Origin of the sequence: Myxococcus sp. AM011 (genome assembly GCF_013372595.1) — a bacterium.
In the GTDB taxonomy this organism is placed as follows: domain Bacteria; phylum Myxococcota; class Myxococcia; order Myxococcales; family Myxococcaceae; genus Myxococcus; species Myxococcus eversor.
Genome location: NZ_JABXEM010000116.1, coordinates 19,555 through 32,311, shown reverse-complemented (window position 1 = coordinate 32,311; position 12,757 = coordinate 19,555). Strand labels below are relative to the sequence as shown.

12 protein-coding genes are annotated in these 12,757 nt (G+C 69.3%); 6 read left to right on the top strand and 6 right to left on the bottom strand.

The genetic code is table 11. The features are described from left to right. A partial coding sequence (locus tag HUW62_RS23690) for an amidohydrolase family protein (protein WP_255203600.1) occupies positions 1–1,302 on the top strand: 1,302 nt, incomplete at its 5' end. On the opposite strand, the gene HUW62_RS23685 is transcribed toward HUW62_RS23690, so the two are convergent. Together HUW62_RS23685 and HUW62_RS23680 are read right to left on the bottom strand one after the other, a co-directional pair. Then, positions 1,290–2,666: a glycosyltransferase 87 family protein gene (locus tag HUW62_RS23685; RefSeq protein ID WP_368670465.1), complete on the bottom strand. Its 1,377-nt coding sequence runs from the start codon at positions 2,664–2,666 to the stop codon at positions 1,290–1,292. The genes HUW62_RS23690 and HUW62_RS23685 overlap by 13 nt on opposite strands. Positions 2,667–2,724: 58 nt before the next feature. Beyond that, on the bottom strand, positions 2,725–3,675 hold the full coding sequence (locus HUW62_RS23680) for a 1-phosphofructokinase family hexose kinase (protein ID WP_176435691.1): 951 nt from the start codon (positions 3,673–3,675) through the stop codon (positions 2,725–2,727). Positions 3,676–3,804: 129 nt separating this feature from the next. Between HUW62_RS23680 and mug the strand changes: the two genes are divergently transcribed. Next, positions 3,805–4,362 (top strand): G/U mismatch-specific DNA glycosylase, encoded by a 558-nt coding sequence (gene mug / locus HUW62_RS23675; protein WP_240356676.1) that lies wholly within the window; start codon positions 3,805–3,807, stop codon positions 4,360–4,362. 12 nt (positions 4,363–4,374) lie between these two features. Here mug and HUW62_RS23670 read toward each other — a convergent pair whose 3' ends face one another. Beyond that, on the bottom strand, positions 4,375–5,208 hold the full coding sequence (locus HUW62_RS23670; protein ID WP_163867880.1) for a 3'(2'),5'-bisphosphate nucleotidase CysQ: 834 nt from the start codon (positions 5,206–5,208) through the stop codon (positions 4,375–4,377). Between the two features lie 218 nt (positions 5,209–5,426). Between HUW62_RS23670 and HUW62_RS23665 the strand changes: the two genes are divergently transcribed. Continuing rightward, on the top strand, positions 5,427–5,924 hold the full coding sequence (locus HUW62_RS23665; RefSeq protein ID WP_163867879.1) for a DUF3592 domain-containing protein: 498 nt from the start codon (positions 5,427–5,429) through the stop codon (positions 5,922–5,924). 3 nt (positions 5,925–5,927) lie between these two features. Here the strand turns inward: HUW62_RS23665 and HUW62_RS23660 are convergent, their stop codons facing one another. Beyond that, positions 5,928–7,037: a hypothetical protein gene (locus HUW62_RS23660; RefSeq protein WP_163867878.1), complete on the bottom strand. Its 1,110-nt coding sequence runs from the start codon at positions 7,035–7,037 to the stop codon at positions 5,928–5,930. Between the two features lie 313 nt (positions 7,038–7,350). On the opposite strand from HUW62_RS23660, the gene HUW62_RS23655 reads away from it, so the two are divergent. Beyond that, positions 7,351–7,701, top strand: a complete 351-nt coding sequence (locus HUW62_RS23655) for a DUF2019 domain-containing protein (RefSeq protein WP_176435690.1) — start codon at positions 7,351–7,353, stop codon at positions 7,699–7,701. Between the two features lie 185 nt (positions 7,702–7,886). Next, the gene (locus HUW62_RS23650; RefSeq protein WP_163867876.1) at positions 7,887–8,390 is read left to right on the top strand and encodes a GNAT family N-acetyltransferase; all 504 of its coding nucleotides are present in this window, start codon (positions 7,887–7,889) and stop codon (positions 8,388–8,390) included. Between the two features lie 153 nt (positions 8,391–8,543). On the opposite strand, the gene HUW62_RS23645 is transcribed toward HUW62_RS23650, so the two are convergent. Next, complete coding sequence (locus tag HUW62_RS23645) at positions 8,544–9,287, bottom strand: class I SAM-dependent methyltransferase (protein WP_240356674.1); 744 nt, start codon at positions 9,285–9,287, stop codon at positions 8,544–8,546. 182 nt (positions 9,288–9,469) lie between these two features. After that, positions 9,470–10,060 (bottom strand): DUF4291 domain-containing protein, encoded by a 591-nt coding sequence (locus tag HUW62_RS23640; RefSeq protein WP_176435689.1) that lies wholly within the window; start codon positions 10,058–10,060, stop codon positions 9,470–9,472. 265 nt (positions 10,061–10,325) lie between these two features. Between HUW62_RS23640 and HUW62_RS23635 the strand changes: the two genes are divergently transcribed. Next, complete coding sequence (locus HUW62_RS23635; protein ID WP_163867873.1) at positions 10,326–12,476, top strand: M4 family metallopeptidase; 2,151 nt, start codon at positions 10,326–10,328, stop codon at positions 12,474–12,476. Positions 12,477–12,757 lie beyond the last annotated feature (281 nt).

The window sequence follows — 12,757 nt, the reverse complement described above, 5'->3', positions numbered from 1 at the left end:
CCCCCACACCCACGCCCAGGCACCGCCATGCGCGCCCTCCTCCTCGCCCTCGTCGTCACCACGGCCTCGGCCCAGCAGCCCGCGACTCCTGCCCCCAAGTCGTACCTGCTGCGCCCCACGAGCGTCTTCGACGGCGTCACCCCCAAGCCCCATGCGGGCTGGGTCGTCCTCGTCACCGGAGAGCGCATCATCGCCGCCGGCCCCGAAGCCCAGGTGAAGCCACCCGAGGGCGCGGAGGTCATCGACCTCGCCGGCACCACGCTGCTCCCCGGCCTCATCGAGGGCCACTCGCACCTGTTCCTCCACCCGTACAACGAGGCGACCTGGAACGACCAGGTGCTGAAGGAGGCCCTGTCCCTGCGCGTGGCCCGGGCCACGCAGCATGCACGCGAGACGCTCCTCGCGGGCTTCACCACCGCGCGCGACTTGGGCACCGAGGGCGCGGGCGACGCCGACGTCGGACTCAGACAAGCGATACAACAGGGCATCATCCCCGGGCCCCGACTGCTCGTGGCGACGCGGGCGCTGGTGGCCAGCGGCACCTACGGCCCCAAGGGCTTCGCCCCCGAGTGGCACGTCCCCCAGGGCGCCGAGGAAGCAGACGGCGTGGATGACCTGGTGCGCGCGGTGCGCGGACAGATGGGCCGGGGCGCCGACTGGGTGAAGGTCTACGGCGACTATCGCTGGGGCCCTTCGGGAGAGGCGCGCCCCACCTACTCACTCGAGGAGATGAAGCGAATCGTCGAGACGGCGAGCGACGGGGGCCGCCCCGTCTCCGTCCACGCCAGCACGCCCGAGGGCATGCGCCGCGCGGTGCTCGCCGGGGCCGAGAGCATCGAACACGGCGACGGAGGAACACCCGAGGTCTTCCGCCTGATGGCGCAGCGGGGAGTCTTCCTCTGCCCCACCCTGGCGGCGGGTGACGCGATGCTCCGCTACCGCGGCTGGAAGAAGGGCGTGGACCCGGAGCCCGCCTCCCTCCAGGAGAAGCGCGCCAGCTTCCGCGCGGCGCTCGCGGCGGGCGTGCCCATGTGCGTGGGCGGAGACTCGGGCGTCTTCACCCACGGGGAGAACGGACGCGAGCTGGAGCTGATGGTGGAGTACGGCATGACGCCCGTGCAGGTGCTCCAGGCGGCCACGTCCGGCAACGCGAGGATGCTGCACCACGAGGACCGGCTCGGGCGGGTGAAGGCGGGGCTCTTCGCGGACCTCGTCGCCGTGGACGGAGACCCCACGCGGGACATCTCCGCCGTGCGCAAGGTCCGCTGGGTGATGAAGAACGGAACGCCCTACCGCCGCTGACTCGCCAGGCCGATTCCCGCGGGCTCCGCGCAGGCCGCCTCCACCGCAGCGGGCAGGAAATCCCGCTCCGATGACGCCGTGGGCGCCACGTCATCCGAGGCCGCCCGCCGCCACGCATCCCGCAGCAGGAGAAAGCCCGCGACGAACAGCATCCCGTTGCGCGCCAGCAGCAGCAGCGTCTGGGGAATGTCCAGTCCGTACTTGTACGAGGGGCCCACGAAGACGCCCCGCGACAGGACGGCGGCGACGAGGATGAGCACGGGCACCGTGCGCGAACCGGACAAGAGCGCCAGCGCCGCCGCGCCCATCACCCACGTCAGGAACTGCGGGCTGAGCACCGGGTTGAGGATGATGAAGGCCACCAGCGGCCCCAACGCCAGGCGCGCCAGGTCCTCCATCCGCTCGGGGGCGCGACGACGCACGGACCACACGCCCACGGCGGCCATGCCCAGCGAGCCCACCACCCACAACCACCGGCTCACCGCCCTCACGCCCTCGGCGGCGGCGCCGTGCAGCTCGAACGCCGCGGGCGCGTGAATCCACCGCACGCCCTGGACCAGCCCCAGGTGATGCGAGGCCCACAGCAGCGAGGCCCCGAACGACTCCACCTGGAGCCCCCGGTCCACGTGGAACGACGCGAAGCCCCACCAGGGCCACACGGCGCTCAGCGGCAGCAGCGGCGCCACGCCCAGCGTCAGGCCCACCACCAGCTTGCCCAGCGTGCCGCGCTTCCAGGCGACGGCCAGGGCCAGCGGCACCAGCACCACCGGGTAGAGCTTCGTCACCACGCCCACCGAGAGCGCCAGCCCCGCCACCGTCTCGCGACGACGCGCCAGCGCGAAGAGGGCCGCCATCGTCAGCGCCGCGGGGATGAGGTCATAGCGCTTGAGGTAGTAGAGCGCCGCCATCCACGACGTCACCGAGTACGCCAGACACGGCACCACCGAGCGCCACGTCCGGCCCCACTTGCGCGCGCCCTCGGTCAACAGCACCCACTTGATGAACCCATCCATCACCGCGAGCTGGAGCCCGAAGAGCGGGATGAACTCCCACTGTGTCGAGCGCACCCACGCCGCGGGGATGAACCACAGGAGCGCGTAGGGCGGATACTCGAAGCGGAAGTCCTGGTTGGGCGTGGCGCCGCCGAGGAAGGCCCGCGCCGTCTTGAAGTAGAGGTCCAGGTCGCCGATGCGAGGCGAGAACGCGTACACCACGAGCGGCGTCACGCCGACGAGGAACGCGACCCAGTGCCAGGGCCCGAGACGGGTGGAAGCGGAAGTTGCGGGAAGAGGGGGTGTGGAGGCGGACACGCAAGCGCACTCTGTCCAATCCCGGCTGCTCTTGTCGCGGGGAAAGAGAGACACGGCGCCCCCTCCCCTGCCCGGCCACCACCCGAGGAGGCGAAGTCTACCCGGGTCGGCGTCACGAGCCGCGGGCCAGCGGCACCGCCACCACCCGCGTGAAGAGCCGCTCGACGTCCGCCCGAAGGCACAGGTCCGTGCCCTGGGAGAGCAGGGCCGCCGTGCCGGAGGCGATGCCCCAGCGCAGGGCGTCCGAGTACGACTGGCCCCGGGAGAGCGACAGCGTCAGCCCCGCCACGAAGCTGTCACCCGCGCCCACCGAGCTGTGCGTCTCGACAGGTGGCGGCGAGGCGCGAAGCTGCGTGTCCCGCGTCGTCAGGAGCGCGCCGTCCGCGCCCATGGACACGGCGAGGACCTCCGCCCGCCCCCGCGCCACCAGCTCCCGCGCCGCCGCGGCCTGGCTGTCCAGGTCCTCCGCCTTCATGCCCGTCAGCTCGCGCAGCTCGCGGCGATTGGGCTTGGCCAGGAACACGCCCTCCTCCAGCGCCACGGAGAGCGGCGTCCCGCTGGTGTCCACCACCACGCGCACGCCCAGCCCCTTTCCCAGTCGCGCGACGCGCGCATAGAAGTCCTCGGGAACGCCCTGGGGCAGGCTGCCGCTGGCCACGATGAACGCGGCGCCCGTGGCCACCTCGCCCACCGCGCTCAGGCAGCGCTGCCACTCGCGCTCGGAGAGCACGGGCCCGGGGAGGATGAAGCGGTACTCGCGGGCGCTGGTACCCTCGGCCACGGTGAAGCTCTCTCGGGTGGCGCCCTCCACGGGGATGGAGCGACGCAAAAGCCCCTTCGCCTCCAGCAGCTCCTCCAGCAGCAGTCCGGTGACACCGCCCCGCGTATAGACGGCGATGGACTCACCGCCCAGCTCCCGCACCACGCGCGCCACGTTGATGCCGCCGCCACCCGGGTCCCTGCGCACCGTGCCACAGCGAAGCTTGTGCTCCGGGGTGACCTCCGGCACCGACGTCGCGACGTCGATGGCGGGGTTGAGCGTCAGCGTCACGATGTGCGCCATGTGCCAGGTCTCCAGCGGTGGGGAGTGGACGTCCCTCTCGGAACGGGAAGCGCGAAGAGTGCCCCACCCGGAACGTCCTCGCCAGCGCGGGCGTTGCCATCCCCGCGCGGCTGAGGCGAGATGCGCCCCATGCCCTCGCCACGAGGCCCCACGCGGGAAGCGCTCGACGCGGCCATCGGCCGCACCATGCCGGACATCCTCTCGCGCGACCTGCGCGTGCTCTTCTGCGGCATCAACCCCAGCCTCTACTCCGTGGTGATGGGCCACCACTTCGCGCGCCCCGGCAATCGCTTCTGGCCCACGCTGCACCTGTCGGGCTTCACGCCCCGGCAACTGCGTCCCTCGGAGCAGGCCGAGCTGCGCGAGCACGGCCTGGGCATCACCAACGTCGTCGACCGCGCCACGGCGACCGCGGACCAGCTCGACAAGTCGGAGCTGCTCACGGGCGCCGTCTCGCTGGAGGCCAAGGTGCGCCGCCACCGCCCCCGCTTCCTCGCGGTGCTGGGCATGGGCGCCTGGCGCACCGCCTTCGCGAGGCCCAAGGCGCAGCTCGGGCTCCAACCGGAGACGATGGGCACCACGCGAGTGTGGGTGCTGCCCAATCCCAGCGGACTCAATGCCCACTACCAGCTCCAGGACCTGGCCCGCCTCTACGCGGAGCTGCGCAAGGCCTCCGACGAGGGCTGATGCCCGTCCACGTCAAACGATGAGCTTCGCCTCGCGCGCGAAGCGGGTGACGACGGGCTGCACCTTGGGGAACGCGGCGGCGTTGCAGGCCAGCAGGCCGCGCAGGTTCTGGAGCTCGGAGCCGTCATAGCGGTAAGGCGTGCCGCCCAGGTCCGTGAGGATGCCCCCGGCCGAGCGCAGCACCGCCTCCGGCGCGCAGTTGTCCCAGCGGTAGCTCTTGTCGCTGACGTGCAGATAGAGGTCCGCCTTGGACTCCGCGAGCAGGCCGCACTTGACGCCCACCGAGCCGGACTCCTGCTCCCGGGTGATGCCCAGCCGCGCCACCACCTGGTTCGTCAGCTTGGAGCGATGCGAGCGCGACACCACCAGCCGCAGCGACGCGGGCTCCGCCTCGTCCGACACGCGCAGCGCGCGGCGCGTGCCCGCGGACTCCACGAAGCCTCCCTGCCCCACCACGCCCGAGTAGAGCGTGTCGCCCACCGGCCGGTACACCACGCCCAGCACGGCCTCGGTGCCGATGGCCAGGCCGATGTGGATGGCGAACTCGCCGTTGCGGTTGACGAACTCCTGCGTGCCGTCGAGCGGGTCCACGAACCAGCAGCGCTCGAAGCGGCCGGCGACGGCGCTGTTGTCGGACTCCTCGGCCACCACGCCGTCACCGGGGAAGGCCCGGCGCAGCGCGTCCACGATGAGGGCGTTGGCCCGGGTATCCGCCTCCGTGACGGGCCCCTGGCCGCCCGCCTTGTCCTCGACGGAGAAGGCGGTGGCGTAGACCTCCAGCAAGAGGGCGCCCGCTTCACGGGCGACGCGGCGGGCGGTGTCGAGCTCGGTGTCGAGTGATGGCATGGGCGGACAGTCTGCCCTCGAATGGGGCCTGGGTGGGAAGTCGAACGTCGGGCAAGCCTGGGGCGAACCGCCCCACGCGGGGCGAATTGCCCCACGGGATTCGGTGTGCTCGCGAGGGAAGTTGGTGGCGCGGCTTCTGCACTGCACGAAGCGAACCGTGAGCGCTCGGGGAGCGGGCCCGCGCCCAGGCCCCCGAGACACCGTGAGGACAGGCCGAGATGATGAAAGCGCTGCTGGCGGGGTTGATCATGCTGTTTGGAGCGATGCTCGCCTTCGGGGGCGGACGCATGCTGTACCGGGCCCATGCGAGCGAGCGCTGGCCCACCACGGAGGGCACCGTGGTGGCATCGGGCGTGGAGACGGTGCGCAACCGGCGCAGCACCCGCTTCCATCCGGAGGTGCGCTACGAGTACGCGGTGGGCGGCCACACCTACTCGGCGGACACCATCTCGTTCGGAGGCAATGACACGGGCGCGCTGCCGGATGCCCAGCGCCTGACGCACCGGTATGCCTCCGGCACGAAGCTGCCCGTGCACTACGAGCCGGACGACCCGGCGGTGGCGTGCGTGGAGTGCGGCGGCGCGGGGACGTCCAGCTACGTGGTGATGCTGGGAGGCCTCGCCGTCGCCGGAATCGCGGGCGCGGGCATGGTGGACATGGCGCGCGCGGACGTGCGCGAGAAGCGCCGCCTCAAGGGACAGCGGCTCGCGCGGTAGCCTTCAGCGCCGTCGCAAGGTGAAGACCGGGCCATTCTGGGCGACGACGGTGTACCCGCCCAGGTCACCGTCCACGTTCTGGCCAAGCTGGAGCGGATTTGGGAACGTGGCTTCGTCGAAGAAGATGAGGAGCTTGTCGCGAGTGTCGATCAGCTCCAGGGGTCCCAAGGGAGCCGTCGCGAACACCTGCGGCACCGGGTCGGGGGCCAGCTCTTCTATCGTCTTGGTCAGGCTGACCGCCCACTCGTCCCGGTGGGACTGGATGCGCGTCTTGAGGTTCTGGAACACGACGGAGCCCCGGGCGGGGTTGGGGTTCATCCGGTGCTGGATGCGGGTCTCGCTCCAGTGTGCCTCGAGGAGGAACAGCCGCTTCTTGGCCTGGCGGACATTGTCGGGCGTGCCGTTTTCATTCAGCGAGAGGGTGATGTCCGCGCAGAACTGCGCATGAGACATGGACCGCATCGCCTCCAGACAATGGCCGAGCGAATACTTGCCCGCGTAGCTCTGATACACGCGCACCTCGTCACCCAGACGCTCGACCATGAATGAGTGAGGCTTGCGCGAGATGCGACAGTAGTAGGGGCTGGGCGTGTTCGTGAGCAGGGCCAGCAGCGCGAGGGTGCCGATGTCCGTCACGGCCGGCGCGTTTCCCCCCGTCGTGGTGACGTCATCCATCCAGGAGGACGTGGCGCCACAGGAGCCCGACTCCAGGCCGTTCTTGGCGGTGAACTCCACGTATTGGGCGAGCGTCATGGCACGCAGGGAGGCCACGGAGACCTTCAGGTCGAACTTCTCGACGACCTCCTCGAGGTCGCTCGTCGTGGAGCTCGCATAGGTGGCGAAGGGCTCGCCCACGAACATCTCGATGGTGGAGAGCGAGAGCCGCGACTGGAACTTCTTCCCGTCGGCGGCGGCACGTCCGAGCAACTCGTCGAGCGGCGGATGCGCATCCGAGCTCTGGATGTAGCGCTTGACGTCGAGTGCCTTCCCGCAGTGGGTGACCTTGCCGCGCCAGCCATTCCAGCACCTCAAGCAGATGAAGAACTTCTTGCCGCACTTGTCACACTCGAGGCGGACTTCCATGTCCTCGCGCTTGCAGAAGCTGCACAGCATGAAGTCTCCCAGTCAGGTGGGCCCCCTCAGAGCAAGCCGTGTACCCGGGAGGAACTCTCAGTAAAGACAAGGACCTCCATGGCCCGGTGCCTCGCCAGCGCGTCCGGACCGCACGCGCCCGCGTCCGCGAGGCACGCGAATCAGCCCGGTGCTCGCTCGCAGCAGAGCCACGCGTGCACGAGAGTGAATAGGATGCGGCGGGAACTTGGGACCTGGGGTGCTGGATGCGGCTGCGGTGGCTGCCGCCCTCCTTTCAAGCCCGGCGCGACTTCGGCCTGCTGGCGATTGAGACCATTCGAAAGGGCATCTGGCGATGAGCGTGGACGAGCTTGTAGAGCAGTTCGCGGACAACGTGGCCGCCCAAACGGACGCAATCTGGCGAGGCGATGCCAGGACCGGCAACAAGCACGCGAGAAAGTATATCTCCGCATTCGACACACTTCGCGAGCATGGAGATACAGGGCGCGAGGCACTGACGACGCTCTTCAAGCACCCGCGCATGGATGTCCGTGTCATGGCCGCCGCATACCTGCTGCGTTATCGAACTCAGGAAGCAACAGCCGTCTTGACGGAAGCCGCCAAGGAGGAGGGCTTCGTCCCCTTCAAGGCAGCGCAGGCGCTGAAACGCCGGGAGGAAGGGACCTGGGCTCTCGACGCGGAGTAGGTCGCGGGGGCCTGTCGAATAGCCGCCACATCCCCTCTCGCCCCTGCTCGCCAACGACACAGAGAACGGGAGACGACCCTGGACGCCGCCCACCCACGTCCTGCACTCCACATACCTCGGAGCGGAACACCGTGCGGCCTCGAGTCCCCTGTGTGAGGCTCCTTGCCTCTCGAAGGAGACCCCGAATGTCCGTCACCCTCCGCCCCGCCCAGCCCTCGGACGAGCCCGCCCTGGGCCGCATGGGCGCGGCGCTCGCCCGGCTCCACCACGAGTTCGACCCTCAGCGATTCATGCTCCCGGACGACGTGGAGTCCGGCTACCGCTGGTGGCTGGGACGCGAGGCCCGCAAGGCCGACGCCGTCGTCCTCGTCGCCGAGTTGGACGGTGAAGTCGTCGGCTATGCCTACGGCCGCGTGGAGGACGTGGACTGGAACGCCCTGCTGGACCGCTCCGGAGGATTCCACGACCTCTGGGTGGACGCGAAGGCGCGCCGCGCGGGCGTGGGCCCCCTGCTCGCAGAGGAGCTGATGCGCCGGCTGACGGCCCTGGGCGTGCCGCGCGTCGTCCTCCACACCGCCGCCAAGAACGAGCCCGCCCAGCGGATGTTCGCGCGCCTCGGGTGGCGCCCCACCATGGTGGAGATGACGCGCGAGGCGACCTCCACGCCCGACGCCCCCAAGAAACCCTGACGCCTCCGCTCAGATGTCGAAGATGAAGATGCCCCGCCACACGCCCACCCTCGCCCCGTGCGTGCGGCCCTTCATCGAGAGCTTCGTCGGTACGTTCTTCGCGGTCTCCACTCCTGCTGCCGCTGGTGGGGTGCGCCCGCGCCGCGGTGGGCGTCAGAGCTTGGGGATGAGGACCACGTCCTCGTCCTGCTCCAGGCGATACACCCCATCCACGCCCCGGCAGCGCTCGGTATGAAGGCGCAGCTTCCGGTCGAGTTCGCGGGCCTGCTCAGGGCTCATGGCCGCGAGCTGCTCCGCGGTGAAGCAGCCCTCGAGCACGAAGAAGCGGCAGAGCGTGTACATCTCCTCGAAGGTCTGCGCGACGAAGCCGCTCATCGTCGGGAGCACCTCGTGCGGCAGATGTTTGCCGCGCACGGTGTCCAGCATGAGTTCGCCGAAGTTCAGCGTCTCCGCGAAGTCACGGCACAGCTCGTAGGTGGGCCCTCGCGCGGCGGCCATGATGAGCAGACAGTAGCCTCCGGGACGGACGAACGAGAGCAGTCTGTCCATGAAGGCGCCCCAGTCGGCGAGGGGCACGTGGTACAGGACGTGTGAGCACAGGACGAGCTCGTACTGCTCGGCGGAGTCGAAGCGCTCCAGGGGCTCGACGAGGACCTTGGCATTGTCGAGCTTGAGTCCTGAAATCTGTTCACGGTTGGGTTCGAGCAACGTGAGTGAGCCGAAGTGCCGCGCGAGTCGCTCGGCCACCTTGCCGGACCCGGCGCCCACGTCCAGCAGCGCGCGCTGGAGCGGAAGCCCTGGGAGCATCCGCTCCTCGACGACGCGCGCGATGTTCTCGGGGTGGCGCGCGGTGGCGGCCAGCAGACGAAAAGCCGTGGCGTATTCCTGCGGCGACATCGTGATTCCCATATCAGCCCCCTGCTTCTGTTGAGATGCCAGTCCCAGTGCCCCGCGCTGGGATGGGCACCAGCGTATCGCCGCTTCGGGCGCGGAGCACCGGTCTGGGTGCGGGGGAGCTTGAGCGGCCATCGAGACGAAGAGGGCAGGCCGCCAGTGATTCCGGCGGCGTGCCCCTTTCGTCACATGCCCAGCCGGCGCACCAGCTCCGCCGGCACCGGATAGACAGCCTCCGTGGGCAGCAGGCGCGTGGCCTGGTCCGCGCGACCGTCGTCCAGGTGCTTGCGCAGCTTCCGCACCAGGGGCGTCAGGTCGGTGATGGAGACCACCCAGTCGTCCACGAAGCGCTGGATGATGCCTCGTCCCAGGCCCACCTGGATGCTGTCATGGGGCAGGCCCGCACCCCGCACCGTGCGCTCCGGGTCCCACTGGACATGGACGGATGCGCGCTCGAACGCCTGCCGCCAGGCCTCCGGCGAGCCGTGGGCCCTGGGCTCGTAGCCCGTGAGCACCGCCTCGCCGAGCGCCGCCTCCCAGCCGCTGCGCCGGATGCGCACCGCCAGCGTCCGCTCCTGCCCGCTCTTGCGGCCCCAGTTGGAGCGATGCATGAGCCACGGGAAGCTGGGTTTGATCCACGTCATCCGCCCCACGGAGAACGGCGGACCGAACTTCTGCTGCCTCACCGCCACGTCCGCGATGGCGTCCGGGTAGGCCTGGTACACCACCAGGGACGCCCGGTCGAAGTCGGCGCGAATCTCCCGAGCGGAACTCACCGCCAGGTGCCCGCCGGGGCAAGAAGCCTGTTGCCACCCGTCGTCATGTCTCGCACATTAACACAGGGGTCTTCATCGCCCCGCGCCCCTGGGTAGTCCCAGGATGACCACACCCAAGAAACTCTCACCACCTGGAACACTGTGACAGAAAATGTCACACCCCTCACGCATTGCGGGAAATGCAATGAAGTTGCTCCTGTCGACTTGTTCCTGAGCTGCGTTTGACTTCACCATGGCGACCTCATCATTGGTCTGGGGGAAGCGCATGCTCTTGAAGCGAGGTCGCGGAGTCGTAGGCGCCACGGTGCTATGCCTGACATTGGGGGCCAGCGCCGAGGCAAGTACACCCAAGGACGGCAAGGATTCGGTTCCCCTCTTCGTCAGCGGGCAGTTTGGCGCCGCGCCCACCAGCGCCGCCGCCCTCCGAGGGCTCCAGCCGGCGACGCTGGCGCCCGTCATCGAGCGAGTGGCCCCGCTGTTCAAGGTGAAGCCCGAGCAGCTCTTCCTGAAGAAGGCCTACGTCAGCTCCGACGGGGAGGCCCACTTCCGCTACGGCGTGCGCCTCAACGGCGTGGAAGTCATGGGCGCGGAGCTGCGGCTGCACGGCCGCGATGGCCAGGTCCGCCTCGCCAACGCCATGGCACGCACCGACCTGCCCGCGCCGGTGGGCGCCGCCGTCTCCGCCGAGCTGGCGATGGAGTCTGTCCACAAGGACCGCGCCACCCCGCCCAAGTCCGTCATCGCCGGCAAGCCGGAGCTGGTCTACTGGCGCGACAGCGACCAGTACCTGCTGGCCTACCGGATGCGGGTGACGGGTGTGCAGGCGGACGGCACCGCGGTGGACGACACCGTGCTCGTCAACGCGCGCAACGGAGATTTGTTCGAGCGCTACACCAACATCCACTCGGCGCTGGTCCGCCGGGTCCATGACGGACTCAACGGCACCACCCTGCCGGGCCCCCTGCGCCGCCAGGAAGGCGACGCGCCCGTCGCGGACCCCATCGTCAACGCCTCCTATGACAACCTGGGCTCCGTCTACAATTGCTACAACGAGCTCTTCGGCCGCGACTCCATCGACGGCGCGGGCGCCCCGCTCATCGCCACCGTTCACCACCGGGTGAACTATGTGAACGCGTTTTGGGACGGCGAGCAGATGGTGTTCGGCGACGGCGACGGCGTCAATTCCATCAACCTGGCCCTCGGCCTGGACGTGACGGCGCACGAGCTGACGCACGCCGTGACGGAGATCGACTCGGGCCTCATCTACTCCGGCGAGTCGGGCGGCCTGAACGAGGCGCTGTCCGACATCTTCGGCGCCGTGTGTGAATGGCACGCGGAGAACAAGACCCTCAACGCCGGGACGTACCTGGTGGGCGAGGACATCTGGACGCCTGGCATCGAGGGAGATGCCCTCCGCTACATGCCCAACCCCACGCAGGATGGGGACTCGCTGGACGACTACGGCGACTACACCTCGGGCGTCGACGTCCACTACAGCTCGGGCATCGCCAACCTCGCCTTCTATCTGCTCGCGCAGGGTGGCGCGCATCCGCGGTTCCCCGCGCGCCCCGCGGTGACGGGCATCGGCATCGAGACGGCCGGCCGCATCTTCTACAAGGCGAACCGGGACTACTTCCTCCCCGGCACCAGCTTCGACGCGGCCAAGGCCCTGACGGAGCAGGCCGCCGTGCAGTTGGGCTACAACGCGGCGACCGTCGCCTCCGTCACCGCCGCATGGAAGGCCGTCCAGGTGGGCGTCGTCTTCGAGCCCCCGAACCCGCACACCCTGCAGCGCAACGTCCCCATCGTCCTCTCCGGCGCCCGGGCCTCCAAGGAGTATGGCTTCGGTGAGGTGCCCGAAGGCGCGACGAACCTGCGCTTCACCCAGTCGGGCGGAACGGGCGACGCGGACCTGCATGTCCGCTTCGGCAACTACCCGACGACCGCCTCCTACGACTGCCGCCCCTACACCTCCAGCAACAACGAGACGTGCACCTTCGCCACTCCGGCGCCCGGCAAGTGGTACTTCATGGTCAATGGCTTCACCGACTACGCCAATGCGTCGCTGGTGATGACGTACCAGGGCGGCTTCTTCCCGCTCGAGCCCAACGTGCCGGTGGGGGGCCTGTCTGGCGCCACGAACGACTCGAGCGGCTTCTTCGTCCAGATTCCGGAGGCCCCGGAGGGCGGCTACCGCAACGTCACCGTGAAGGTGGAAGGCGGAACGGGCAACGCGGACCTCTACGTCCGTCGCGGCGCCATCCCCACCCACAGTGATTACGACTGCCGCGGCATGAAGGAGACCAACGCGGAGCGCTGCGACCTCAAGTACGTCGAGGGCGGCAAGTACTACGTGTGGCTCTACGGCGCGAAGGGCGGCTACCAGAACGCGTCGCTCGTCGTCACCTATCGCTGACCTGTGAAGATGTGAAGCGGCCCACCCGACCCGAGGCATGACGCCTCGGCGGGTGGGCCGTCGCATTTCCGGCGAGGCCTGGCCGCCTGTCTCAACTCCTGACATTGCGTGACCTGGAATGTCTCACGCACCGCGCCGCCGCCCCTCGAGAACGAAAGACTTACAACACCGGGAACTTCCCACGGGTGATTCCAGACCTGTCCGATGAATGAAACGCAATGAAGTCGTGGCTGGTGACTTGTCATTGAACTGCGTTTGGCTCCACCATGGCGACCTCATCA